This window comes from Amycolatopsis sp. 3B14, from assembly GCF_050958625.1.
GTDB lineage: Bacteria > Actinomycetota > Actinomycetes > Mycobacteriales > Pseudonocardiaceae > Amycolatopsis_E > Amycolatopsis_E thermoflava.
In genome coordinates this window covers 83,981-108,540 of sequence record NZ_JBHZEN010000028.1, presented here as the reverse complement: position 1 = coordinate 108,540, position 24,560 = coordinate 83,981, and the positions used below count along the sequence as shown (strand labels likewise).

Genomic DNA, 24,560 nt, shown 5'->3' with positions numbered 1-24,560 from the left:
GGAGGCCACCCGGCCGCGGGTGGCCTCCACGCCGGATCAGCGCCGCCGCAGCGACTTGTCCGCGAGCGCGGGCGGGGTGTAGTCGGGGTCGACGGCGTTGAGGTCGACGCCCGGCGGGACGATCTCGTCGATCCGGTCCAGCACGTCGTCGTCGAGCACGAGGTCCGCGCCTGCCAGCAGGTCGGCGAGCTGTTCCGGCGTGCGCGGGCCGATGATCGCCGAGGTGACCGCAGGGTGCGACCGCACGAACGCGAGCGCCAGGTGCGTGAGCGGGCGGCCCAGGTCGGCGGCGACCTTCTTCAGCTCGTTGGTGGCCGCCAGTTTCGCCGCGTTCCCGGGCAGGGCCGGGTCGAACTTGTGTTTCTGCAACGCGACCCGGCCGGCCTGCAGGTCCACATCGGACGGTGTGGAGTACCTACCGGACAGCCAGCCCGCGGACAGCGGCCCCCACGTCAGCACCCCCATGCCGTAGCGCTGCGCGGTCGGCAGGACGTGCGCCTCGATGCCCCGGTTGAGGATCGAGTACGGCGGCTGCTCGGTGCGGAACCGCACGTGCCCGCGACGCTCGGCCACCCACTGCGCCTCGACGATCTGCTCGGCCGGGAAGACCGACGACCCGATCGCGCGCACCTTGCCCGCCCGCACGAAGTCCGACAGCGCCGACAGGGTCTCGTCGATGTCGGTGTTGTGGTCGGGGCGGTGCACCTGGTAGAGGTCGACGTGGTCGACGCCGAGCCGTCGCAGGCTGTTGTCCAGCGCCCGGGTCAGCCAGCGGCGGGAGTTGCTGCCGGGCCTGTTCAGGCCGTAGAAGTGCCCCTTGGTCGCGAGGACCACGTCGTCGCGGCGTCCCTTGAGCGCCTTGCCGACGATCACCTCGCTCTCGCCGTCGGAGTAGATGTCAGCGGTGTCGACGAAGTTGATGCCCGCGTCGAGCGCGGTGTGGATCATCCGGACCGACTCGTCGTGGTCGCGGTTGCCCCACGCGCCGAACATCATCGCGCCCAGCGTGTACTCGCTGACCTCGATACCGGTGCCGCCGAGAATCCGTCGTCGCATTTCGAGTTCCTCCTCTGGTGTGTGGTGCCCAAGATCGCCGCGGACGGGGAGGAGGACCAGGCAACGCTCGACCTGGGTCTGGCAGTACCAGGCAACGCGCCGGCGAATCCGGATACTGGAGGCGTGGACGGAGCTGATCTGGGAGCGTTCCTCAAGGCGCGCCGCGCGGCGCTGGACCCGCGCGACGTGGGACTGCCGCAGGGGGTGACGCGGCGGCGGGTCGCCGGGCTGCGCCGCGAGGAACTGGCGCAGCTGGCCGGAATCAGCGTCGACTACCTGACCCGTCTGGAGCAGGGCCGCGCGCGGAACGTGTCGGACGAGGTGCTCGATTCGCTCGCCAGGGCGTTGCGCCTCAACCCGGACGAGTGCTCCTACCTGCACAACCTCGCGTCGCCACGGCTCAGGCGGACCGGGCGGTGCCCCGCGCAGCGGGTGCGGCCGGCGGTGCAGCAACTGCTCGACGCCATGACGGTGCCCGCCTTCGTCTTCGGCCGCTACCTCGACGTGCTGGCCTGGAACCCGATGGGTGGCGCGATCGCGTTCGACTTCGGCTCGCTGCCACCGGACGAGCGCAACCTGCCGAAACTGTTCTTCCTGAACGAGGACGAGGCACGCGCCCTGCACCCGGAGTTCGACCAGGTCTGCGAGGAGCTGGTGGCGAACCTGCGCGCCGAGGCGGGCCGCTGCCCCGGCGATCCCCGCCTGGCCCAGCTGATCGGCGAGCTGTCACTGGGCAGCGACCTGTTCCGCCGCCTGTGGGCCGGGCACCACGTGCGGGAGAAGGCGCACGGCCACAAGCGCATCCACAACCCGCTGGTCGGCGAGCTGCACCTGCGGTACGAAACGCTGCGCCTGCCGGACGAACCGGACCAGGCGATCGTCACCTACACCGCGGAACCGGGCTCGGACTCCGAGCGCGCGCTGGGCCTGCTGGCCAGCTGGCTCGCCACGGACGACATCGATCAGGCGACGTTGCGCCGCGCTGCGGGCGGCTGATACTTCCGGGACTGCGCGGCCGGTTCGGCGAGGTCCTGGCCGGTGTCGGCGGAGCCGGTGCGGCTCGCCGGTTCGGCGCCCGCCCGGTTGCCCGGCCACGGCCACCGGCCGTCGCGGCGCGCCACCAGCACCGCGCAGAACAGGCCGAACAGCAGCGGCAGGTGGCTGGCCAGCCGTTCCCAGCCGACCCGGCCGCCGACCAGGTCCAGCACGGACAACCCGACCAGCACGGCGGCGAAGCTGAGCAGGACCGGCAGCTGGCTGCGTGCCTGTCGCGGCTTCACGGCCGCCCACAGCAGGGCGATCGCGATGGCGAAGTTGAACGCCGCGGCCTCGTGCTCGAGGTGTGATCCGGGCTGGACCGCCATCCCGTCGGCCATCCGCTGGGGCAGGAACAACAGCGACACCACGATGGACATCTGGGCGATCGCGGTGAGGACGAGCGCGAGCCGCGGCCAGTCGAGCCGCGCCGGCCGGGCGGGCGCGGGCGCGTGGTCGAGCACGCGCGCCGACACGTCCGGCGACGCGGCCGCCGGCTCGAGGCGCACCAGGCGCGTCACCGCCGCCGCCTCGTCCTGCCAGGTCAGACAGGCCGCGCAGCGCGAGACGTGCTCGTCCAACGCCACCGGATCCACCCCGGGGTCCTCACCGTCGAGGTTGGCCGAGATCGCCTCGCGCGCGGTTGCACAGTCCATATTTGCATTGTCGTCCGCCCGCGCTGGATAGTTCCCCTCACTGCTCCGGATCCTGGGATCGGTTGGGATTTCACATACCTGTGATGTTTCCTTGACGCCGGATGCCGCGAAGGCCATAAGGTCATCGGTCAGGGCCCGCACCGTCAGGCCGCACTGGGAGGAACGCGAAGTGGACGACGACGAGATCACCCGGGACGCCTTCCTGGCGGCGCGCGGCGATCGGGTGGCCGCCGAGCGCTTCGTGTCCGCCACCCAACGGCAGCTGCACCGCCTGCTGACCTACCTGTCCAACCCCGGCGTGGCCGAGGACCTGGTACAGGAGACCTACCTGCGCGCCTTCGCCGCCCTGCCGTCGTTCGCCGGCCGGTCGCCCGCGCGGATGTGGCTGCTGTCGATCGCCAAGCGCGTCGCCGCCGACCACCTGCGCGGCAACCGCCGCCGCCCGCAGACCAGCCAGGTCGAGGACTGGGTGGCCACCGCCGAGCAGAGCGGCGCCCAGACGCCCGACCACGGCCGGCTCGTCGTGCTGCGCAAGCTGATCGCCGAGCTGGAGCCGGAGCGGCGGGAGGCGTTCGTGCTCACGCAGGTGATCGGACTGTCCTACGCAGACGCGGCGGAGGTGTGCGACTGCGCGGTCGGCACCATCCGGTCCCGCGTGTTCCGGGCCCGCGAGGACCTGACCGCCGCGCTCAGCTCGAACGGGCGGGCGGCCTCACTCGGCTGAGCTCCACCGGTGCTCGACCCTGGCGAGCCGCCAGTACGCGATCGCGGCCGCCCACACCACCACGAACAACCCGACGACGATGTAGCCGACGCTGTCGAGGTCGATGTCCGCGATCCAGTCGACCAGCGCGCCCGACCAGCCCAGGTCGTCCCTGGCGACACCGACCAGCTCGATCGTGCCGATGACCAGCGCCACCGCGACGGACAGGCCGGTGATCGTGAGGTTGTAGTAGATCTTGCGGACCGGGTTGGCGAACGCCCAGTTGTAGGCGAAGTTCATGAATGTGCCGTCGAGCGTGTCGAACAGGCTCATCCCGGCGGCGAACAGCAGCGGCAGGCACAGGATCGCGTACCAGGGCAGGCCGGCGGCCGCGCCGGACCCGGCGAGCGCCAGCAGCAGCACCTCGGTGGCGGTGTCGAACCCGACGCCGAACAGCAGCCCGACCAAGTACATCTGACCCGGGCGGCGGATCGAGCGGGTGAGCCTGCCGAGGAAACGGTTGACGAACCCGCGCGAGTCGAGCCGCGCCTCCAGCTCGGCCTCGTCGAAGCGGCCGCGGCGCAGCTCACGCCACACCTTCCAGATGCCGACCAGCGCGACCAGGTTCAGGATGCCGATCAGGTACAGGAACCCGCCGGACGCGCCGGTGGAGATCACGCCGAGCACCCGGTGCGCCGACGAGCCGTCCTCGGTCCAGCTCAGGATGCCCTTCGCGCCGATCGCGACGAGCACCGCCAGCACGACGACCACGGTGGAGTGCCCGAGCGCGAACCAGAACCCGACCGAGACCGGGCGCTGGCCCTCGGCCATCAGCTTGCGGGTGGTGTTGTCGATCGCGGCGATGTGGTCGGCGTCGAACGCGTGCCGCATGCCCAGCGTGTACGCCGTCAGCCCGAGGCCGAAGCCGAACACCTGCGCGCCGACGGCGTAGTGCCCGGGCACCACGAGCAACGCGAGTATCCCGAAGGCGACCGCGTGCAACACGACGATCGCCAGCAGCAACAGGCCCGTGCGGTAGGTGTCCTGCCTGCGCCAGGACATGGTGGGTGAAGTCCCCATGGAGACCGCCTTCCAGCACCTCGTGGATGGTCCAACGTGCCGTGGCCGGTCTCCTGGCTTCGGATCGACATCCGCGGCCCGCCTTCCCGGACTCGCGTCCAGTGGCTGTCCCGGGCCGGGACTTCCCGTTCACAGTGGCGAGGGCCGCGCCGGTTTCACACCGGACTTCCCGAGCACCACGGCCCGCTCACGGTACGTTTCGGCCTCGCGGCGGGGCAAGGGCCATCCCGGTGACCGGCGCCCTACCGCCGGGACGCCGAGTTGTGCTGCGCCGCCGTGGCTTCGTCCACCAGCGACTTCGCGACGCGCTTGGCCGTGGCCACCGCCGTCGGCGCCACGTCCAGCGACGCCGCGACCGTCGCGCCCTCGACCAGGACGAGCAGCGCCTCCGCCAGCCGCGCCGGGTTCCGCGCGCCCGCGTCCACTGCCAAGTCCCGCAGGTAGCCCAGCAACCACTGCTTCGACGCGGCGATCACCTGCCGGCCCGGGTGGTCGGGCGACGGCAGTTCGGCGTGCGCGTTGACGAACGCGCAACCACGCGTGTTCTCGGTGTCGAGCCAGTCGGCGAGCGCGTCGAACACCTTGAGCAGCTTCTGGGCCGGAGTCGTCCGCGGGCCGGCGAAGGAGCGCACCCGCTCCCGCCACCGCTCGTCCCGGCGGCGCAGGTAGAGCGCGACCAGATCGGCCTTGGAACCGAACCGGTCATACAGGGTCTTCTTGGTGACCCCGGCCTCGGCGGCGATCGTGTCCACGCCGATCGCGTGGATCCCGTTGTCGTAGAACAGTTTCCCGGCGACCGTGAGGATGCGTTCGGCGGCCGGGGTCAGCGGCTTGTCCGTCTCCACGACTTGACAGTACACCGACCGGTATAGCTACCGTGGACTATACAGACCGGTATACTCATGGAGGGTGCATGCGGGGGAACGTCGTCGCCGGAAGCGGTTTCGTGCTGTTCTGGAGCTCCGGGTTCGTCGGCGCCACGCTGGGCGCCAGGTCCGGCGGCGCGGTGTCCCTCCTGGCCTGGCGGTTCCTCGCCGCGGGGCTGCTGCTCGGCGTGTGGTGGGTGGTCCGGCGGCGCTCGATGCGGCCGCGGGACGCCGCGATCCAGGCCGGCCTCGGCGTGCTCTCCCAGGGCGCGTACCTGTACTGCGTGTACGCGGCGGCCGACCTCGGCGTCGCCGCCGGGACGTCCGCGCTGATCGCGGCGCTGCAGCCGATCGTCGCGGTGGTGCTGAGCCAGTTCGTGCTGGGCGAGCGCGCGGGCGGCCTGCGGTGGGCCGGGCTGGTCGGCGGCCTGGCCGGGGTGGCGCTCGTGGTCGGCGACGACCTGTCCGGCCGCCCCGGCACCCCGCCGCTGGCCTACGCGCTGCCGTTCCTGGCGATGCTCGCCCTGGTCGCGGCCACGCTCATCGAGCGCAAGACGGCTTCCGACGTGCCGCTCTGGGACGGGCTGGTGGTGCAGTGCGTGACCAGCGCGGTCCTGTTCACCGGGGTCGCGGCGGCCACCGGCCAGCTGGTCGCGCCCGCGGATCCGGACTTCTGGTTCGCGGTCGGGTGGGTCGTCGTGTTTTCCACGTTCGGGGGATATGGCTGCTACTGGCTGGTCCTGCGTCGTAGCTCGGTGACAGCCGTGTCCGGGCTGTTGTACCTCACACCGCCTACCACGATGATCCTCGCCTGGCTCATGTTCGACGACACGATCACGCTGCGTGGCCTGCTCGGGCTGGTCGTCTGCCTCGGCGCCGTCGCGCTGGTCCTGCGTCCCCGGAAATTGTCGGTGGGTCGGGAGATGATGTCCGCATGTTGCTCGCCGACGTCGTCACAGCCTCCGCCTCGCTAGCGGCCACCCGCTCGCGCAAGGCGAAGATCGCGACGTTGGCGGACCTGCTCAACCGCGCGGACGAGCGGGAGCTGCCCGCCGTGGTCGCCTTCCTGACCGGACGGCCCACCCAGGGCCGGATCGGGACGGGGTGGCGCACGCTGGCCGAGCTGGGCGCGCGCCCGGCTGACGAACCGAACCTGACCGTGGCCGGGGTCGACGAGGTCCTCGGCGAAGTGGGAGCCGCTTCGGGCAGCGGGTCGGCCAGGCGCCGGGCCGGCCTGTTGGCGGAGCTGTTCTCCCGCGCCACCGAAGCCGAACAGCAGTTCCTCTTCCGCCTGCTCACCGGCGAGCTGCGGCAGGGGGCGCTGGAGGGCGTGATGCTCGACGCGATCGCGGCGGCGGCGGACGTGCCCGCCGAAGCGGTCCGGCGCGCGTTCATGCTGTCCGGGCAGCTGCCGGTCACCGCCGCGGCCGCGGTCACCGGTGGCGAGGCCGCGCTCGGCGGCTTCGGGCTGGAGCTGGGGCGTCCGCTGCGGCCGATGCTGGCGTCCCCGGCCGAATCGCTCGACGAGGCGGTGCGCGAGCACCCGTCCGCCATCGTCGAGTACAAAATGGACGGAGCGCGGATACAGGTGCACCGCGACGGCGACGAGGTGCACGTCTACACGAGAACGCTGCGCGAGATCACCCAGCACGTGGGCGAACTGGTGTCCCTGGTGCGCGCACTGCCGTGCCGGTCGGTGGTGCTCGACGGGGAGACGCTCGCGCTGACCGACGACGGCAGGCCACGGCCGTTCCAGGAGACGATGAGCCGGTTCGGCAGCACGCGCGAGGAGCAGGTGCGCGCGTTGCTGCTGCAGCCGTACTTCTTCGACTGCCTGCACCTGGACGGCACGGACCTGCTCGACAAGCCGTTGCGGGAGCGCAACGAGGCGCTGCGCCGGGTGGCAGGCGAGCACCTCATCCCGGGACGGACGGAACCGTCCGATCCGGACGCGATCCTCGCGGCCGCCCTCGACGCCGGGCACGAGGGCGTGATGGTGAAAGCGCTCGACTCGCCGTACGCGGCGGGGCGGCGGGGCCGGGCGTGGCTGAAGGTGAAGCCGGTGCACACGCTCGACCTCGTCGTCCTCGCCGCGGAGTGGGGCCACGGCCGCCGCACCGGGTACCTGTCGAACCTGCACCTCGGGGCACGCGACCCCGACGGCGGCCCGCCGATCATGGTCGGCAAGACGTTCAAGGGGCTCACCGACGAGCTCCTGGCGTGGCAGACCAGGACGTTCCAGGAGATCGAGACCCACCGGGACAAGTGGACGGTGCACGTCCGGCCGGAGCTAGTGGTCGAGATCGAACTGGACGGCGCCCAGGTCAGCACGCGCTACCCGGGCGGTGTCGCACTGCGTTTCGCCCGCGTGGTGCGCTACCGCCCCGACAAGGACCCGGCGGACGCGGACACCATCGACGCCGTCCGCGCGACGTTGAAGGGAGCCGCGCAGCCAGAGTGATCACCCACGCCGCGACGGCTCCCAGCCCGTCGGTCTCGGTGGGGTCACACCCGGCCGAGGAAGATCGGGTTCGTCATCGCCGCCATGGCGCCGAAATTGAGACCAGCCGACAACGCGGGAGCACCCGCCGAACCATCAGCAAGGGGGTGACGCACCTCGGCACGCACATAAGCCGACACCGCGGGCGTGGTCAGCCACGTCACGCTGCCGGTACCCGAAGCGGGAAGGCTCTGCTGGAACACCTGGCCCTCGTCGGTGATCAGGCGCACGGTCCCGTTCGGCACGCCCGACACGTCCAGCCGCACGGCGACCTTGTCTCCGGCCGCCACGGCGAGACGGTCACCGATGCCGGCGGCCTGGCCGCGCGGTCCCGTCGCGGCGAGTGACAGGTCGACGCCGGCCGACTCGGCGATCCAGCTGCGCCCGGCCCTGATCCCGTCGAGGATCGCGTCCCGGGTGAGCGCGTCGGCGAGGACGACGGTCTGTGGCAGGCCGATCGTCTGGCCGGGGTTGTGCGCGTCGCTGTTGCCCATCGCGGGCAGCCAGCTTCCCTTGCCGCGCACGGATTCCACCAGGGTGTTGTCCCATTCGGACACGGCGGCGTCGTCGTCCCACGTCCACGGGCCGTTCCACACCTCGACCGCGTCGAAGCCGGTGTAGCCGAACTTGAAGTTGCACCCGACCCACGGGCAGTACGGGTGCGCGGCGACGCAGAGGCCGCCGGAGCGGTGCACCGCACGCTGGTATTCGGGCAGTTCACCGTCGCGGGACCGGTACCGCCAGTCGATGAACTGGCCGGGCCGCACGCCGAGCGCGAGCCAGTGGCCGTTGCGGGTGGTGACCTCCTCGCCGAGCATGATCAGCAGGTCGTCGCCGGCGAACTCGCCCCACACGCCGTGCGACGACGACGTGTTGTGGTCGGTCGAGGTGATGAAGTCCAGCCCGGCCTCCCGCGCACCGGCGGCCACCTCGGACGGCAGGCGCTTGCCGTCGGAGTGCACGGTGTGCAGGTGGCAGTCGCCCCGGTACCACTGGCGGCCGCGCGTGCGGGTGCGCTCGGCCGGGTAGTTCGGGCGGTACGGCTCGCCCGCCGGGCCGTGGGTGAGCGTCACCTCGACGCGGTAGTTCAGGCCTTGCGGCGCGATCGTGTACGGGCCGAGGACGATGTGCCAGGTGCCGGGCGTGATGTCGCCGGGCAGGTAGCCGGGCGTGGCCTCGGTGCGGCTGATCGAGAAGCGGTCGCGGAAGCCGCCGGACCAGCCGCGGAAGCCGTCTCCGCCGAGAGCGGTGCCGCGGTTGTCGAAGATGCCGATGTCGCACGAGTTGCCGGGCGTCCCGCTGGGCACCGCCGGCTTGTCGTAGCTGTAGACCACCGACAACTGGCTGACCCCGGCCGGGACCTCCACCGGCAGGTACACGAAGTCCGCGGTGCCCGGCTCGAACCGGCCGGTCAGCACCTTGGTCTCGGCCTGGCCCTCGGCCGCCTCGGCGAACGCCACCGGCGCGAGCGTCACCGCGCCGGCCACCGAGGCCGCCTGCAGGAAACCACGTCGGGAAACCCCGCAACCCATGCACATGCGGCCATGTCATCAGCGGCGGATGACCTTCGTGAGCCGGCCGCCCGTACACCGCGTGTCCAGAACCTGAACGAACGTCACACTTCCGTGGTTAGGTTCGGCTAAGCTAAGTTGCAGACCGTGAACGCGATCATGTCACCCTCGGTGACCAGGACGACGCCGCGCCGGTTGGTGCTCCTGGTGTCCCTGCTGGCGGCGCTGGTCGTCGCGGTCGCGTTGAGCCTGGTCCTGGGCAGCAACCACCTCGGCATCGGCACCGCCGTCGGGGTGTTGCTGCACGACGACGGCAGCGAGGCGGCGACGATCGTCCGTGACGTGCGCCTGCCCCGCACCGCACTGGGGCTGCTCGTCGGTGTCGCGCTCGGCGCCGCCGGGGTCCTCATGCAGGGGCACACCCGCAACCCGCTGGCCGATCCCGGTCTGCTCGGCATCAACGCGGGCGCCGCGCTCGCGGTGGCGCTGGCCGCGCAGGTTTTCGGGGTGGCCGATCCCGGTGGTCAGGTGTGGTTCGGTTTCGCGGGGGCGCTGATCGCGACGGCGGCGGTGTTCGCCATCGGGTCGAGCGGGCGCCAGCTGAGCCCGGTGCCGATGGCGCTGGCCGGGGCGGCCGTGATGGCGCTGCTGTCGACCTTCACGTCGCTGGTGATCCTGAGCGACAACCCGACGCTGGACGTCTACCGCCGCTGGGTGGTTGGTTCGATCAGCGGCCGCGACGCGAGCATCAGCCTCGGGATCCTGCCGTTCGTGGTGGCCGGGCTGGTGCTGGCGATTCTGAACACGCGGGCGCTGAACGCGGTCTCGCTGGGCGAGGACACCGCGCGTGGGCTGGGCCAGTCGGTCGCGGTGAGCCGCTTGGTCGGCCTGGCCGCGGTGACGCTACTGGCCGGCGCCGCGACAGCCGCCGCCGGGCCGATCGCCGCGCTCGGCCTGATCGTCCCGCACGTGGTGCGCACCGTGACCGGCCCCGATCACCGGTGGCTGCTCCCGTGCTCCGCCCTGGCCGGCGCGGTGCTGCTGTTGCTCGCCGACGTCGCAGGCCGCCTGATCGCCGCCCCGGCGGAGATCCCGGCCGGCATCACGCTGGCCATCCTCGGCGGCGGCGCATTCGTCCTGATCGCCCGCCGAACCCGGCTGGTGAAGCTCTGATGCCACACACCCAACCCACCCCCACGACCCGACACGCAGCCGCGACCAGTGCCACCCCACCCGCCGGCCACCCAATCGCGGCCACGGCGCAACCCCCGGCCCGCATCACACCGCCCATCCTCGGCAGCGGCGCATTCGCACGCCGTCCGCAACACAGCGCCGCAATCACGGACCGGTCCGCGGCCGACCTCCCCCACACAGCCCGTGCGGCGGGCCTCGTCACCCGGGGCGGCGGGCGCGCATGACCACCACCCTCGGCGTGCGGTGGAACACCCGCGCGGCCACCGTCTGCCTCGTGGTGCTCGTGGCGCTCCTGCTGGTCACCGCGGTGGGCGTGACCATCGGCGAGTACCCCATCCCGCTCGCCCAGCTGCCCGAGCTGCTCACCGGCGGCGGGCACCGCATCGACCGGCACATCCTGTTCGACCTGCGCGTCCCGCGGGCCGTCACCGGGTGCGTGGCGGGCGCCTGCCTCGCCATGGCCGGGGCCCTCACCCAGACCATCTCCCGCAACCCGCTCGCCACCCCGGACATCCTCGGCGTCACCGGCGGCGCCTCCGCGGCCGCGGTCGCGGTGATCGTCTTCGGGGGCGGCGTCTACAGCCTCGCCAGCGGGATCACCACCATCGGCGTGCCGGCCGCCGCGCTCGTCGGCGGTCTCATCGCCGCCGCGGCCGTCTACGGGTTCTCCTGGCGCCACGGCGTCGACGGCTTCCGGCTGGTGCTGGTCGGCATCGGGTGCGGGGCCGTCCTCACGGCGCTCACCAGCTGGCTCCTCATCCTCGCCAGCATCAACAGTGCCGCCCAGGCCACGGTGTGGCTCGTCGGCTCGATCAGCGCCGTCAGCTGGGACCAGGCGATCCCCCTGCTCATCCTCGCCGCGCTGCTTGTCCCGGCCGCGCTCACGCTGCCCCGCACGCTCGCCGTCACCCAGCTCGGCGACGACGCGGCCGCCGGGCTGGGCGTGCGCGTCCAGGCATCGCGGCTGGGCACGATCGGCGTGGCCGTCGGGCTCACCGCGGCCGCGGTCGCCGCCGCCGGGCCGATCGGCTTCGTCGCGCTGGTCACCCCGCCGATCATGCTGCGCCTCACGGGCGGGTCCCGGCCGCCGCTGGTCGCGTCCGCGCTCGGCGGCGCCCTGCTCGTCCAGGCGTCCGACCTGCTCGGCCGCACCGCGTTCAGCTGGGAGGTCCCGGTCGGCCTGATCACGGCCGCGATCGGCGCCCCCTACCTCATCTGGCTCCTCCTCCGACGACGTTGACCCCGACGAAAGGTGACCCCATGACAGCGACCCGCCGGACCTTCCTCACCGGCAGCCTGGCCGTGGCCGCGACCGGTCTACTCGCCGCGTGCGGTTCCAGCGGATCGGACTCGTCCGCGAGCGGCGGCGCCTGGTCGTTCACCGACGACCTGGGCACCAAGGTCGACCTCGACGCCCGCCCGACGCGCATCGCCGGCCTCAACGACGCCATCGCGTCCCTGTGGAACTACGGCATCACGCCCGTCGCCTCGTTCGGCTACACCGGCCTCGCCGACGACGTGAACTTCACCGGCCGCGACCTCAGCCAGGTCAAGGAGGTCGGCCGCACCTACGGCGAGATCGACATCGAGGCACTCGCCGCCGCCAAGCCGGACCTGATCCTCACCCACGCCTACCCCGTGGACAGCACGGGCAAGATCGACCCGGCGCAGCCGCTGTACGGGTTCAAGGACGTGACCCAGCAGCAGGCCGTCGCCGAGATCGCGCCGATCGTGGCGCTGAAGATGGCCGGCTCCGCCACCAACGTCGTCGACCGGACCGTCGAGCTGGTCCGGGCGCTGGGCACCGAGCCTGCCGCGAACGCCAAGCAGGCCTACGAAACCGCCCGCACCCGGTTCAAGAACGCCACCGGCAAGGGCCTCACCCTGATGGCGATCGCCGCCTACCCCGGCGACGGCGTCTACATCTGCAAAGCCGCCGACGACCCGGCGCTGCGCAGCTACACCGAGCTCGGCCTGACCTACCCCGACCCGGGCGGCTCGAAGTACTACTGGGAGCAGGTCAGCTGGGAGAACATCGGCAAATACCCGGCCGACGTGGTGCTGTACTCGCTGCGCGCGATGGACAAGGACACGCTCATGCAGCAGGCGACGTTCGCCCGCACGCCGGCGGCCGCCGCCGGGCAGGTTTTCCCGTGGGAGTTCTCGTCGATGGACTACGTGGCGCAGGCCCGCACGCTCAACAACCTCGCGACGAACCTGGAGGCCTCGCGCAAGGTCGTCTGACCCGGCCGCCGCCCGTCCGGCAAACACACCGCCCGGAACGGCAAACACGGCGCCCGCCGCGTGTTTTGGCCCTCGCTGCGGCGGTTTTGCCGCCCGCGGCGCGCTGCCGCGCGCGGCGGAGCCCGCCGGGCGCCGGGGCCGGGTGGCCAGTAGCGGCTGTGGGGTGGCCCGCCATGGTCGCGGGTTGGCCCGGGCGCGGCGGCGAGGTCGCCGGGAGCGATCGCGAGCTGGCCCGGCACGGTCGCGAGGTGGCCCGGCACGGCCCCGGGGTGGCCCGGCACGGCCGCAAGCTGGCCCGGCACAGCCCCGGGGAGGCCCGGCACAGCCCCGGGGCGGCCCGGCACAGCCCCGGGGAGGCCCGGCACAGCCGCAAGCTGGCCCGGCACAGCCCCGGGGAGGCCCGGCACGGCCCCGGGGAGGCCCGGCACGGCCCCGGGGTGACCCGGCACGGCCGCGAGGTGACCCGGCACGGCCGCGAGCTGGTCGGGCGCCGGGGCGGGATGGCCGGGCGGGGTGGCTGGGTGCGGTGCGTTGTCCGCGCGGTCGCAGGCCCACCCTGACGGGAAGCGGCTAGGTGATCCGCGGGGTGCGGAGATTTTCCGGCGCCTCCGCACCCTCCCGGGCCCAGGCGACCAGGCCGGCCACGTCGATCCCGTGCGGGGACTCCGCCGCGTAGGGCTCGATCGCCGTGGCGCCGCGGGTCAGCAGGGACACCGCGCCCTTCGCATTGCCACGCGCGGCGTGCGTCAGCCCGACCGCCAGCTGCGCCAGCCCCTTCCACAACCCGCGGTCCGCGCCGTCGGAGGACTTCCACGCGTCCTCGAACACCTCGTGCGCATGGAACGGGCGTCCGGCGTCCAGCAGGCGCTGGGCCTCCTCCACCGTCTCCGCCGGCGTGCGCGCGATGCCCTCCGGCTGGCGCTCCACCCCCGGCGTCCCGTACGGCAGCGGCCGCCCCAGCCCGTCGCGCGGGCGGGCGTTTCGCGGCTTGCCCTCGGCGTCGCGGTCCCGATCGGCCATGGCGCCGATTGTGCCGTAGTCTGGGGACTCGTGCGTTTTCTCGATGGCCACGGGCCCGCTCACGACCTGACTTACGACGACGTCTTCCTCGTGCCCAACCGCTCGGCCGTGGAATCGCGCTTCGACGTCGACCTGTCCACCGTCGACGGCACCGGCGCCACGATCCCGATCATCGTCGCCAACATGACCGCCGTCGCGGGGCGGCGGATGGCCGAGACCGTCGCGCGGCGCGGCGGGCTCGTCGTCCTGCCGCAGGACGTCGACCCGGCCGCGGTCGCCCACATCGTCGCCTGGATCAAGAGCCGCCACACCACCTGGGACACCCCGCTGGTCCTCACCGCCGGTGACGCCGTCGCGGACGCTCTCAACCTGATCGGCAAGCGCGCGCACGGCGCCGTCGTCGTGGTCGACGAGGACGGCCGCCCACACGGCATCGTCGACGAGGCCGCCTGCACGGGCGTGGACCGCTTCGCGCGCGTCGCCGAGGTCGCCTACACCCCGCCCGTGACCTGCCCGCTCGACACCCCGTCGCGGGAGGTTTTCGAGCGCCTGCACGCCGCGGGCGCCCAGATCGCGCTGGGGGTGGACGCCGACGGCAAGCTCGCCGGGATCCTCACCCAGACCGCGGCGCTGCGCGCCGACATCTACACCCCGGCCGTGGACGCGCAACAGAAACTGCGCGTCGCGGCCGCCGTGGGCATCAACGGCGACGTCGCCGCCAAGGCCGAGTCGCTGCTGGCCGCGGGCATCGACACGCTCGTGGTCGACACCGCGCACGGCCACCAGGAGAAGATGATCGCCGCGCTGAAGGCCGTCCGCTCGGTCTCGCCCGCGGTGCCGGTCGTGGCGGGCAACGTGGTCACCGCGGAGGGCACGCGTGACCTCATCGACGCGGGCGCGGACGTGGTCAAGGTCGGCGTCGGCCCCGGCGCGATGTGCACGACGCGGATGATGACCGGCGTCGGCCGCCCGCAGTTCTCCGCGGTGCTGGAGTGCGCGAAAGCCGCCCGTGAGCTGGGCAAGCACGTGTGGGCCGACGGCGGCGTCCGCCACCCCCGCGACGTCGCGCTGGCGCTCGCCGCCGGCGCGTCCGCGGCCATGGTCGGCTCCTGGTTCGCCGGCACCCACGAATCCCCCGGCGACCTGCGCTACGACGAGCACGGCCGTCCGTACAAGGAGTCGTTCGGCATGGCGTCGAAGCGGGCCGTCGGCGCCCGCACGCGCACCGACAACGTGTTCGAGCGTGCCCGCAAGGCCCTGTTCGAGGAGGGCATCTCGTCGTCGCGGATGCTGCTCGACCCGCAGCGCCCCGGCGTCGAGGACCTGATCGACGAGATCTGCTCGGGCGTCCGGTCCGCGTTCACCTACGCGGGCGCGCGGGACATCGAGGACTTCCACCGCCGCGCGGTGCTGGGCATCCAGTCGGCCGCCGGCTTCGCCGAAGGACGGCCGCTGCCCGCGGGCTGGTGAGGAACGGGGCCGCCTCGCCGGAGGCGGCCCCGCCCACGCTTACCCGTGGTCCTCCAGCATCTCCGTGACCAGCGCGGCGATCGGCGACCGCTCCGAACGGGTCAGCGTGACGTGCGCGAAGAGCGGGTGGCCCTTCAGCTTCTCGATCACCGCCGAAACGCCGTCGTGGCGCCCGACGCGCAGGTTGTCCCGCTGCGCGACGTCGTGCGTGAGCACCACGCGGGACGCGGTGCCCAGCCGCGACAGCACGGTGAGCAGCACGTTCCGCTCCAGCGACTGCGCCTCGTCCACGATCACGAACGAGTCGTGCAGGGACCGGCCGCGAATGTGCGTCAGCGGCAGGACCTCCAGCATGCCGCGGTCGAACACCTCGTCCAGCACGTCCTGGCTGACCAGGGCGCCGAGGGTGTCGAACACCGCCTGCGCCCACGGCTGCATCTTCTCCGACTCCGACCCCGGCAGGTAGCCGAGGTCCTGGCCGCCGACGGCGTACACCGGCCGGAACACGACCACCTTGCGGTGCTCGCGGCGTTCCATCACCGACTCCAGCCCGGCGCACAGCGCGAGCGCGGACTTGCCGGTGCCGGCGCGGCCGCCGAGCGAGACGATGCCGATGTCCGGGTCGAGCAGCAGGTCCAGCGCGATCCGCTGCTCGGCCGAGCGGCCGTGCAGGCCGAACGCCTCCTTGTCCCCGCGGACCAGCTTGACCTTCTTGGCCGGGGTCAGCCTGCCCAGCGCGGACGAGCTGCCGGAACCCGCCACCAGCCGCAGGCCGGTGTGGCAGGGCGATTCGCCCACCTCGGGCAGCCCGTACTCGGCCAGGTCCACGACACCGTCGCGGAACAACGCGTCGACCGCCTCCTGCGGGACCTCCACGTCGACCATCCCGGTCCAGCCGGACGGCGCGACCTCCAGGGCGCGGTACTCGTCGGCGGGCAGGCCGACGGCGCCCGCCTTGACGCGCAGCGGGATGTCCTTGGTGACCAGGGTGACCGCCTCGCGCTCGACCTTGAGGTTCAGCGCGCAGGCCAGGATCCGGTGGTCATTGGAGTCCGTGCGGAACCCGGGCGGCAGGACCGTCGGGTCCGAGTGGTTCAGCTCGACGTGCAGGGTGCCGCCGGAGTCCCCGATCGGGATCGGGGCGTCCAGGCGGCCGTGCTTGAGCCGCAGGTCGTCGAGCTGACGCAGGGATTCCCGCGCGAACCAGCCCAGTTCGGGGTGATGCCGTTTCGCCTCCAGTTCACTGATCACGACCAACGGCAGGACCACGGCGTGCTCGGCGAATCTCGTGATGGCCCACGGGTCGGCCAGCAGAACCGAGGTGTCCAGGACATAGGTGTGCTGCCCTGGCACGGAACTCGGGGGTTCTGCGGTGCCCTCCGCGGAATTCGGTGAGCGGCCGGAGGCCTTACGGGGCGAACGCTGCGTAGTCACGACGGCATCTCCCTCGTGGACGTGGCACCACGCCCACACTCGCTGGGCCGGGCACCACCCTGGCTGGTCCGCTCTTCGCTGTCGCTTACGCGTCAGCGCGCAGGGCCACGAGGGCCGGGTGCCGGCCCCCTCGTGGGTATCGCGAACGGCTCATTCGCCGTCTGCTCTACAACCGCCACTACCAGGGCCTCCCGTGATGGTCCGCAAGGTCACGAGCCATCACTTCGGAAGTTACCTGCGTTCGCCGTTTCGTGCAGGCAGCCAGGCAGGTGATTCACCAGGTTGTCATCTCACCGTCGGTAGAGGAGAAATCAACGGATCGGCACGGAACGTGTTGTCAAGTACCGAAACGGCGGTGCCGCCACGCGTAGTCACGAAGTGCGCGGAGGAAATCGACCCTGCGGAAAGCGGGCCAGTAGGCCTCCGTGAACCAGAACTCGGAGTGCGCCGACTGCCACAGCAGGAAACCGGACAGCCGCTGCTCACCGGAGGTGCGGATGATGAGGTCCGGATCGGGCTGGCCCGAGGTGTAGAGGTGTTCGGAGATGTGGTCGACGTCGAGGATCTTCGCCAGCTCGCGGATGGACGTGCCCTCGTCGGCGTGCTGGAGCAGCAGCTTCTTGACCGCGTCGGCGATCTCCTGCCGCCCGCCGTAGCCGACGGCGACGTTGACCTCCATGCCGGTGCGCTTCTCGGTGCTCGCCGCGGCCGACTGCAGGCGCTTGGCGATCGGCTCGGGCAGCAGCTCCAGCGCGCCGACGACCCGGATGCGCCACGGGTTGCCGGGGTGCGCCAGCTCGTCGACGACGTCGGCGATGATCTCCAGCAGCGGTTCGAGCTCCTCGGTGGCGCGGCTGAGGTTGTCCGTGGACAGCAGCCACATCGTCACGACCTCGACGTCGGCCTCGCGGCACCAGGTGAGGAAGTCGGCGATCTTGCGCGCTCCCGCGCGGTGCCCGTCGGCGACGTCGGTGAAGCCGGCTTCCCGTGCCCACCGGCGATTGCCGTCCAGCATGATCGCGATGTGGCGCGGGTGCTTGCCCGCGGCCTGCTGGATCAGACGGCGGCTGTAGATGCCGTAGACAAGCTTGGACCCGAAGGAGCGAAGACTCACGTCCAACCAATGTACGCAGGGTCCGAAAGCGACGTGGGCCGGGCCACGGTTGACTGGCGCGGAACCTACGTCGCCGTAACCTTGTTGGTGTGACCGTAGAGACCGAACCCTTCGTCGACACCCGTCCCCGGCTCCGCGGCCATATCCACTTCTGGACGTTCTTCAGCGCGCTGGCCTGCGTGGCGACGCTGGTCGTCCTAGCCGGGACGACGGTGTCCGGCCTGGCGGCGCTCGCCACGTCGGTGTACGGGCTGACCGTGCTCGGCGTGTTCGGGGTCAGCGCGCTGTACCACCGCCGGTTGTGGAGCCCACGCGCCTACCAGTGGATGAAGCGCGCGGACCACTCGATGATCTTCCTGTTCATCGCGGGCACGTACACGCCGTTCACGCTGCTGGCGATGTCGAAGCCGACCGGGTACGTGGTGCTGGGCGTGGTCTGGGGTGGCGCGGTGGCCGGGGTGGCGTTGAAGATGCTGTGGCCGGGCGCGCCGCGCTGGCTCGGCGTGCCGATCTACGTGGCGCTCGGCTGGGTGGCGATCTTCGTGCTGCCCGAGCTGGCCACGCACGCCGGGGTGGCCGCGCTCGTGTTGCTGCTGGTCGGCGGCCTGTTCTACACCGTCGGCGCGGTGTTCTACGCGGTGAAGTGGCCGAACTACTGGCCCAACACCTTCGGCTACCACGAGTTCTTCCACGCGTGCACGGTGCTGGCCGCGCTCTCGCACTACATCGCCGTCTGGCTGGCGCTCTACGCCTGAGCTGCGGTCAGGCGCCCGACGGCTAGAAGAAGGCGAGCATGCGCCGGGCCGCGTCCGGCGCCGCGAGCATTTCCTGGATCTGAGCGGACTTCCGGGCGGCCGAGTTGGTGCGGTCGAACATCTCCCGCTCGTACTCCTCGACCGCCGCTCGGGGAGGGAGTCGAGGAGCAGGTCACGCAGGTCGGCGCGGTCGACCTCGGGCCGGTCGAGTGGGGCGGCGGGCGTGTCCTCCTGCAGCAGCAGGGTGCCGTCCGGTTCCAGGAGCCGCATGTCCTGGCCCGCGACGCGAGCGATCGCCTGGAACCGGTCGAACAGCCCGGCCTCGCGCAGCGCCTGCTGCCCGGAGTGGATGTCGAGCATGCCGCCCTGGCCGCGCGCGTTCCGCGACGAGTCGCGTTCGTACACGACGGATTCGATGCCGTGCACGTGCAGCACGCGGGCGAGGGCCAGGCCGCCCCGGCCGGCTCCGACGATGGCGATGTTCACGAGCACTGAGCCGGGAGCGGATCGTCGAGGCGGCGATCCGGCTGGCCGATGCGGACGGCCTGGACGCCGTGTCGCTGCGCAAGGTCGCCACCGAGCTGGGCGTCGGCGGCTGTACGGCTACCTCGAAACGAAGGAGGAGCTGCTCGACCTGATGGTCGACGCGGTGCAAGCCGAGGTCCGGCCCTCCGGCGAGGGCTGGCGGGAGGTGCTGCGGTCGCTCGCGGAAGCCACCCGGCAGGCCGTCCACCGGCACGAATGGCTCGCCGACCTGCTCGGCGGACGGCCCCAGCTCGGGCCGAACGCGCTGGCCAGGCTGGAGGCGGTGGTCGCCGGGCTGCGCGGCGTCGATGCGGACGCCGTCCTGCCGGTGGTCGCGGCCGTCGACTCGTACGTCATCGGCGCCGTGCGGCGGGAGATCGCGGAGCGGCGCGCCGAGCGGGCCAGCGGGATGGACAAGACGCAGTGGCAGGCCGCGTCCTGGCCGCACCTGGAACGGGCCTTCGCGACGGGCCGATACCCGGCGCTGGCAGCCTTCGTCCGCGACGGAAGCAGGCCCGACGCCACGTTCCGCAGGGGGCTGGACTTCCTGCTCGACGGCATCGGAACCCACCTCGCCCGCTGACCGCGCGGTCGTCAGCCGAGCAGGCGCCGGAGCCGGCGTCGCTAGGCGTTCCCGGGTGCCGAGCCCGCGAAGAAGCTCTCGTTGAAGCGGCTGATCTTGCACCCGGCGACGAAGACGACGTCGGCCCCGGTGGCCAGGAGTCGTTCCGCGCTCTCAGTCAGCGCCCCGAGCACGGAGGAGGTCAGCACGCGCGTCTAACGCAGCATCGCGGGGCGCAGGAACGGTTCCGGCACCGCGAAGCCGTCCACGAGCAGTCGCGCGTGGGGGCGTAGCTCGGTGCACAGGTCGTTCACCGCGGCGACCACCGCCTTCGCCCGCGCCGACGTCAGCCGGCCGTGCTCCAGGAACCACGCGCGGTCCTCTTCGACGTTCGACAGCACGTACAGGTCGCACACCCGCTCCAGCAGGGCCCGCGCGTCCTGGTCCGCACACCGGTCGATCGCCGCGACGAACGCCTCCAGCACGATCCGCTCGACGTGCACCTTCGCCGCACGCAGCACGTGGTCCTGCGCGTCGTTGAACACCTCGAACGGGTCCGCCTCCGCGGCCCGGCGCAGCCGTCGTGCGCAGCCCTCCAGCACGTGCTGCTCGCGGTCCTCGAACAGCTTCACCTGCCAGCCGCGGTCGAACAGCACATCGTCGTCGTCCCGGCCGGGCGCGGCGTCCACCAGCCGCTCGATCACCTTGCGCGCCGCGGTCCGCTCGATCACCGCGCCGACGAACTGCTCGGCCACGAACCGGGCCGTCGCCAGCGGGCTCAGGTCGGCGAAGTGGTCGCGGTAGCTCGTCAGCAGGCCCTTCGCGACCAGCTGCAGCAGCACCGTGTTGTCGCCCTCGAACGTGGTGAACACGTCGGTGTCGGCCTTCAGCGCGGGCAGCAGGTTCTCCGACAGGTATCCCGCGCCACCACACGCTTCCCGCGCCATCTGGATGCTGCGGGTGGCGTGCCAGGTCGCGATCGCCTTGATGCCCGCGGCCCGGGACTCCAGCTCGCGCTGCGCCCGTTCCTCGGCGTCCGCGGTGCCCTGGATGTCGTGCAGCGCCCGGGTCAGCTCCTCGTGCGCGAAGTGCAGCGCGTAGGTGCGCGCGATCGCCGGCAGCAGTTTCCGTTGGTGCACACGGTAATCCAGCAGCACCGTCTCGCCGTCCGCGCCGGGACGGCCGAACTGGCGGCGCTTCTCCGCGTACCGGGTCGCGATCGCCAGCGCCCGCTCGGTGGCGTGGATCGCGCCGCCCGCCACGCTGATCCGGCCGCGGATCAGTGTGCCCAGCATGGTGAAGAACCGGCGGTTGTCGCTCTCGATCGGGCTCGTGTAGGTGCCGTCCTCGGTGACGTCGCCGTACCGGTTGAGCAGCGCGTCCCGCGGCACGCGCACGGAGTGGAACGTCAGGCGCCCGTTGTCGACGCCGTTCAGGCCCGCCTTGCGGCCGTCGTCGCCGATCTCCACGCCCGGCATCGGCGCGCCCGTCTCGTCCCGGATCGGCACCACGAAAGCGTGCACGCCACGGCTTTCCCCGCCGGTGACCAGCTGCGCGAACACCACCGCCATCTGGCCGTGTCGCGCCGCGTTGCCGATGTAGTCCTTGCGCGCCTGCTCGTCCGGGGTGTCGATGACGAACTCGCGCGTCGCCGGGTCGTAGGTAGCCGTGGTGCGCAGGTGCTGCACGTCCGAGCCGTGTCCGGTCTCGGTCATGGCGAAGCAGCCGAGCAGGTCCAGGTCCATGATGCGGGCCAGGTACCGCTCGTGGTGCGGAGCCGTGCCAAGCAACTGGATCGCGCCGCCGAACAGGCCCCACTGCACACCGGACTTCACCATCAGCGACAGGTCGCCGTAGCCGAGCATCTCGAACGACACGACCGAACCGCCGATGTCTCCCCCACCGCCGTACTCGCGGGAGAAGCCGAGCCGGTGCCAGCCGCTCTTGGCCAGTTCCCGCAGGCGGTCCAGCACCCAGGCCCGGTATTCCTCCGTGCTCAGGTCGTAGGGCTCGTCCAGGTCGTACCCGGCGAACTGCGCGCGAATCTCCCGGCGCAGCTGGGCCCACTGTCCATCCAGTACCGCGGTCAACGCATCGGGGTTCATGTTCCTACTCTGGCGTAACTTCCGCGGTCCCGCATGGCGAGCTCAGCCCAGATCCGGCCCCTCCCGGCGCAGTTCGTCGACCTTCGACATGGCCTCGCGCAGCTCGCCGAGCCACTCCTCGGCGTGCTGCCCGACGAGCCGGACGGCCCAGGCCAGGGCGTCCGAACGGGATCGCGCGACGCCCGCGTCGACGAGCGTGTCGAGCACCAGCCGCTCGGGCTGGCGCAGGCGCGTCATCACCGGCACCGACTGTGTGGTGAACAACTCTTCGGTGCCGCCGAGGCGCGCGCCCCAGGACACCTTGCGCTGGTACCGGTGCTCGGCCTGGCGCGCGATCTCGATGCGGTGCTCGCGGGTCTCCTCGCGGAACCGGCTGATGCGCCCCGACTCGGCGGCGGCGCGGGCGGCGTCGTCGGCGAACTCGTCGGTGAGCGCAGGCAGTTCGCCGACGATCAGGATCTCCTCGCGGTCCACCGTGATGTCCGGGGCGCCGGTGAACCAGCCGTCCGGGAGCCGTCCGGCGAACCAGCCCGCCGCGTCGTCCGCCGGCGGCGCCTCGGCCTGACCGCGGCCCTTCCAGCCTCGTCCCCACTGTGCGTGTGTGCGCATGTCCATCGCCTCCGCGATTACATGATTACGTTGCAACACACGCTACGCCGGAACGAGCGCGTCAGATCCCCTGTTCACTGCGGGCGGACAAGGCCGAAACGAGGTCGTCGGGGCTGGTCACGGGCCGGTCGCAGACGTAACCGCGGCACACGTAGGCCGCGGCCTGTCCGCTCACCAGCGGCCGGTCCGCGAGCAGCGGCACGCCCGCCGCGTCCGGCTCCCCGGCCAGCACGACCGCGCCGCCGTGCGCACGACGGGCGGCCACCGCGCGCAGCAGGTCCCGCTCGGTCGAGTCCGGCCCGGCGATCGCGACCTGGACGGGCCCGGCCAGCAGCGCCTCGGCCGCGGTGAGCCAGTGCCCGGCGAAGCGGGGCGCCTTGGCGATCAGCTGGCCCGTCCGGTGCACGGCCTCCTCGGCGGCTGCCCGGTACCGCGCGGAGCGTTCCGGCCCGACCAGCACCGACGCCGTGACCAGCGCGTTCGCCAGTGCGGAAGCCCCGGAGGGGCTGGCGTTGTCGGTCGGGTCCGACGGCCGGTGCACGAGGACCTCGGCGTCGTCCGCCGTGTCGTGGTACGCGCCCGGGGTGTCCGCGACGGCGAAGTTGGCGAGTGCGGTGTCCAGCAGGTTCGTGGCCTCGGTGAGCCAGCGCGGGTCCCCGGTCGCCTGGTGCAGGGCCAGCAGCCCCTCGGCCAGGCAGCCGTAGTCCTCGAGCACGCCCGCCGCGTCGCCGGCGGTCCCGTCCCGCGAGCTGCGGCGCAGGCGGTTGTCGCGGAGGTGGATGCCGAGGACCGCGGACGCGGCGTCCAGGGCCGCGGACACCCAGTGCGGCTCGTCGAGCGCCACGCCCGCCTCACACAGCGCGGTGATGGCGAGGCCGTTCCAGGCCGCGATCACCTTGTCGTCGCGTCCCGGCTGCGGCCGCTCGTCGCGGGCGGCCAGCAGCGCCGCGCGGACCCGCTCGAAGCGTTCCCGGTCGTCCGGGTCACGCCGCAGCTGCAGCACCGAGGTGCCGTGCTCGAACGTGCCGGATTCGGTGACACTGAACAGTTCCGCGGCCCACGCGCCGTCGTCGTCGCCGAGCACCTCACGCAGCTGCGCGGGCGTCCAGACGTAGGTCAGGCCTTCCTCGCCGAGGGTGTCCGCGTCGAGCGACGCGGCGAACCCGCCCTGTTCGGTGCGGAGACGGGCGAGCAGGAACTCGCCGGTCATGCGCGCGACCCCGGCGGCCAGGGCGGAGCCGGTGCGGCGGGCCAGGTGCGCGTAGATCCGCAGCAGCAAAGCGTTGTCGTACAACATCTTTTCGAAGTGCGGCACGACCCAGGACGCGTCCACGGAGTAGCGGGCGAAGCCGCCGGCGAGCTGGTCGTGGATGCCGCCCCGGGCCATCGCCTCGGCGCAGGATTCCACAAGGGACAGCGCCTCGGCGGAGCCGGTGCGTTCGTGGTGGCGCAGCAGGAATTCCAGCACCATCGACGGCGGGAACTTCGGCGCGCCACCGAAACCGCCGCGTGCGGGGTCGGCCTCCCCGGTCAGCTTCAGCAGGGCGGCGTCGAGCACGCCCGCGTCGACCGGGGCCGGCGGCAGCGGCCCGAGCTGCCCGGCGAGGTGCTCGACGATCTTGCCTGCGCCCTCGCGCAGTTCGTCGCGGCGTTCCTGCCAGGCCTGGGCGACGGCGACGAGGAGGTGCTGGAACGACGGCATGCCCGGCCGCGGCTGCGGCGGGTAGTAGGTGCCGCAGTGGAACGGCTCGCCGTCGGGGGTGAGGAAGCAGGTCATCGGCCAGCCGCCCTGGCCGGTCATCGCCTGGGTCGCGGTCATGTAGACCGCGTCGATGTCGGGACGCTCCTCGCGGTCGACCTTGATGTTGACGAAGTGCTCGTTCATCAGGCGCGCGGTCTCGGCGTCCTCGAAGGACTCGTGGGCCATCACATGGCACCAGTGGCACGCGGCGTAACCGATCGAGAGCAGGATCGGCACGTCCCGGCGCTTGGCCTCGGCGAGCGCCTCGGCGCTCCACGGCCACCAGTCGACCGGGTTTTCGGCGTGCTGCAGCAGGTAGGGGCTCGTCGCGGCGGCGAGTCGGTTGGCCATGCCACCAGGGTGTCACGGCGCCCGTAGCG

The 24,560-nt window shown here is 72.1% G+C and carries 23 protein-coding genes, 2 pseudogenes and 1 riboswitch; of the genes and pseudogenes, 11 read left to right on the top strand and 14 right to left on the bottom strand.

The window, feature by feature from the left end; all coding sequences use genetic code 11:
* Positions 1-36: 36 nt before the first annotated feature.
* Positions 37-1,056, bottom strand: coding sequence for an aldo/keto reductase (locus ACCP09_RS17825; protein ID WP_433748019.1), 1,020 nt, complete (start codon positions 1,054-1,056; stop codon positions 37-39).
* A gap of 123 nt (positions 1,057-1,179) precedes the next feature.
* Between ACCP09_RS17825 and ACCP09_RS17820 the strand changes: the two genes are divergently transcribed.
* On the top strand, positions 1,180-2,052 hold the full coding sequence (locus tag ACCP09_RS17820) for a helix-turn-helix domain-containing protein (protein ID WP_433748016.1): 873 nt from the start codon (positions 1,180-1,182) through the stop codon (positions 2,050-2,052).
* Here the strand turns inward: ACCP09_RS17820 and ACCP09_RS17815 are convergent.
* Positions 2,019-2,747, bottom strand: a complete 729-nt coding sequence (locus ACCP09_RS17815) for a zf-HC2 domain-containing protein (RefSeq protein ID WP_433748013.1) — start codon at positions 2,745-2,747, stop codon at positions 2,019-2,021. The two genes, ACCP09_RS17820 and ACCP09_RS17815, sit on opposite strands and share 34 nt — an antisense overlap.
* A 169-nt stretch (positions 2,748-2,916) precedes the next feature.
* Here ACCP09_RS17815 and ACCP09_RS17810 point away from each other — a divergent pair, with 169 nt between their 5' ends.
* A complete protein-coding gene (locus ACCP09_RS17810) occupies positions 2,917-3,471 on the top strand; it encodes a sigma-70 family RNA polymerase sigma factor (RefSeq protein WP_027934103.1) in 555 nt (184 codons plus the stop codon).
* Here ACCP09_RS17810 and ACCP09_RS17805 read toward each other — a convergent pair.
* Together ACCP09_RS17805 and ACCP09_RS17800 are read right to left on the bottom strand one after the other, a co-directional pair.
* A complete protein-coding gene (locus ACCP09_RS17805) occupies positions 3,460-4,512 on the bottom strand; it encodes a HoxN/HupN/NixA family nickel/cobalt transporter (protein ID WP_027934102.1) in 1,053 nt (350 codons plus the stop codon). The two genes, ACCP09_RS17810 and ACCP09_RS17805, sit on opposite strands and share 12 nt — an antisense overlap.
* Positions 4,513-4,556: 44 nt before the next feature.
* Positions 4,557-4,726, bottom strand: a riboswitch (cobalamin riboswitch).
* Positions 4,727-4,772: 46 nt separating this feature from the next.
* Positions 4,773-5,375, bottom strand: coding sequence for a TetR/AcrR family transcriptional regulator (locus ACCP09_RS17800; protein ID WP_378334113.1), 603 nt, complete (start codon positions 5,373-5,375; stop codon positions 4,773-4,775).
* A gap of 68 nt (positions 5,376-5,443) precedes the next feature.
* On the opposite strand from ACCP09_RS17800, the gene ACCP09_RS17795 reads away from it, so the two are divergent.
* Both ACCP09_RS17795 and ACCP09_RS17790 read left to right on the top strand, forming a co-directional pair.
* The gene (locus tag ACCP09_RS17795) at positions 5,444-6,370 is read left to right on the top strand and encodes a DMT family transporter (protein ID WP_123684911.1); all 927 of its coding nucleotides are present in this window, start codon (positions 5,444-5,446) and stop codon (positions 6,368-6,370) included.
* On the top strand, positions 6,331-7,857 hold the full coding sequence (locus ACCP09_RS17790) for an ATP-dependent DNA ligase (RefSeq protein ID WP_400988605.1): 1,527 nt from the start codon (positions 6,331-6,333) through the stop codon (positions 7,855-7,857). Before ACCP09_RS17795 ends, ACCP09_RS17790 begins: the two co-directional genes overlap by 40 nt.
* Before the next feature lie 44 nt (positions 7,858-7,901).
* On the opposite strand, the gene ACCP09_RS17785 is transcribed toward ACCP09_RS17790, so the two are convergent.
* Positions 7,902-9,434, bottom strand: a complete 1,533-nt coding sequence (locus tag ACCP09_RS17785; protein WP_433748007.1) for a CehA/McbA family metallohydrolase — start codon at positions 9,432-9,434, stop codon at positions 7,902-7,904.
* A 120-nt stretch (positions 9,435-9,554) separates the two neighbouring features.
* On the opposite strand from ACCP09_RS17785, the gene ACCP09_RS17780 reads away from it, so the two are divergent.
* From ACCP09_RS17780 to ACCP09_RS17765, 4 genes are all read left to right on the top strand, one after another.
* A complete protein-coding gene (locus ACCP09_RS17780) occupies positions 9,555-10,580 on the top strand; it encodes a FecCD family ABC transporter permease (protein WP_433748004.1) in 1,026 nt (341 codons plus the stop codon).
* Between the two features lie 241 nt (positions 10,581-10,821).
* Positions 10,822-11,841 (top strand): FecCD family ABC transporter permease, encoded by a 1,020-nt coding sequence (locus tag ACCP09_RS17775; RefSeq protein ID WP_433748001.1) that lies wholly within the window; start codon positions 10,822-10,824, stop codon positions 11,839-11,841.
* Positions 11,842-11,861: 20 nt separating this feature from the next.
* Positions 11,862-12,845 (top strand): ABC transporter substrate-binding protein, encoded by a 984-nt coding sequence (locus ACCP09_RS17770; RefSeq protein WP_027934095.1) that lies wholly within the window; start codon positions 11,862-11,864, stop codon positions 12,843-12,845.
* 173 nt (positions 12,846-13,018) lie between these two features.
* A complete protein-coding gene (locus tag ACCP09_RS17765; RefSeq protein ID WP_433747996.1) occupies positions 13,019-13,405 on the top strand; it encodes a hypothetical protein in 387 nt (128 codons plus the stop codon).
* Between the two features lie 10 nt (positions 13,406-13,415).
* Here the strand turns inward: ACCP09_RS17765 and ACCP09_RS17760 are convergent, their stop codons facing one another.
* Positions 13,416-13,865, bottom strand: a complete 450-nt coding sequence (locus ACCP09_RS17760; protein ID WP_433747993.1) for a DUF309 domain-containing protein — start codon at positions 13,863-13,865, stop codon at positions 13,416-13,418.
* A gap of 30 nt (positions 13,866-13,895) precedes the next feature.
* Here ACCP09_RS17760 and ACCP09_RS17755 point away from each other — a divergent pair, with 30 nt between their 5' ends.
* Positions 13,896-15,335 carry a GuaB1 family IMP dehydrogenase-related protein gene (locus tag ACCP09_RS17755; RefSeq protein WP_433747990.1) on the top strand — a complete coding sequence of 480 codons (1,440 nt, stop codon included), beginning with the start codon at positions 13,896-13,898 and terminating at the stop codon, positions 15,333-15,335.
* 39 nt (positions 15,336-15,374) lie between these two features.
* Here ACCP09_RS17755 and ACCP09_RS17750 read toward each other — a convergent pair whose 3' ends face one another.
* Positions 15,375-16,688, bottom strand: coding sequence for a PhoH family protein (locus ACCP09_RS17750; protein WP_020421473.1), 1,314 nt, complete (start codon positions 16,686-16,688; stop codon positions 15,375-15,377).
* A 418-nt stretch (positions 16,689-17,106) separates the two neighbouring features.
* Positions 17,107-17,883 carry an isoprenyl transferase gene (locus tag ACCP09_RS17745; protein ID WP_020421474.1) on the bottom strand — a complete coding sequence of 259 codons (777 nt, stop codon included), beginning with the start codon at positions 17,881-17,883 and terminating at the stop codon, positions 17,107-17,109.
* Positions 17,884-17,972: 89 nt separating this feature from the next.
* Here ACCP09_RS17745 and trhA point away from each other — a divergent pair, with 89 nt between their 5' ends.
* A complete protein-coding gene (trhA, locus tag ACCP09_RS17740) occupies positions 17,973-18,638 on the top strand; it encodes a PAQR family membrane homeostasis protein TrhA (protein WP_027934091.1) in 666 nt (221 codons plus the stop codon).
* A gap of 22 nt (positions 18,639-18,660) precedes the next feature.
* Here trhA and ACCP09_RS17735 read toward each other — a convergent pair whose 3' ends face one another.
* Both ACCP09_RS17735 and ACCP09_RS17730 read right to left on the bottom strand, forming a co-directional pair.
* The gene (locus tag ACCP09_RS17735) at positions 18,661-18,759 is read right to left on the bottom strand and encodes a hypothetical protein (protein WP_027934090.1); all 99 of its coding nucleotides are present in this window, start codon (positions 18,757-18,759) and stop codon (positions 18,661-18,663) included.
* A 26-nt stretch (positions 18,760-18,785) separates the two neighbouring features.
* Positions 18,786-19,124: pseudogene (locus ACCP09_RS17730) on the bottom strand (FAD-dependent oxidoreductase); the annotation flags it as partial.
* A 5-nt stretch (positions 19,125-19,129) separates the two neighbouring features.
* Between ACCP09_RS17730 and ACCP09_RS17725 the strand changes: the two are divergent.
* A pseudogene (locus ACCP09_RS17725) lies at positions 19,130-19,746 on the top strand (TetR/AcrR family transcriptional regulator).
* Between the two features lie 41 nt (positions 19,747-19,787).
* Here the strand turns inward: ACCP09_RS17725 and ACCP09_RS17720 are convergent.
* Genes ACCP09_RS17720 through ACCP09_RS17705 form a run of 4 tightly spaced genes read right to left on the bottom strand, consistent with a single transcriptional unit; the run spans position 19,788 to position 24,531 of the window.
* The gene (locus tag ACCP09_RS17720; protein ID WP_433747984.1) at positions 19,788-19,934 is read right to left on the bottom strand and encodes a hypothetical protein; all 147 of its coding nucleotides are present in this window, start codon (positions 19,932-19,934) and stop codon (positions 19,788-19,790) included.
* Between the two features lie 6 nt (positions 19,935-19,940).
* Entirely contained in the window at positions 19,941-21,830 is a 1,890-nt protein-coding gene (locus ACCP09_RS17715; RefSeq protein ID WP_433747981.1) for an acyl-CoA dehydrogenase family protein, read from the bottom strand.
* 42 nt (positions 21,831-21,872) lie between these two features.
* On the bottom strand, positions 21,873-22,445 hold the full coding sequence (locus tag ACCP09_RS17710; protein WP_017984804.1) for a hypothetical protein: 573 nt from the start codon (positions 22,443-22,445) through the stop codon (positions 21,873-21,875).
* A 55-nt stretch (positions 22,446-22,500) separates the two neighbouring features.
* Positions 22,501-24,531 carry a thioredoxin domain-containing protein gene (locus tag ACCP09_RS17705; RefSeq protein ID WP_433747978.1) on the bottom strand — a complete coding sequence of 677 codons (2,031 nt, stop codon included), beginning with the start codon at positions 24,529-24,531 and terminating at the stop codon, positions 22,501-22,503.
* Positions 24,532-24,560: the final 29 nt, after the last annotated feature.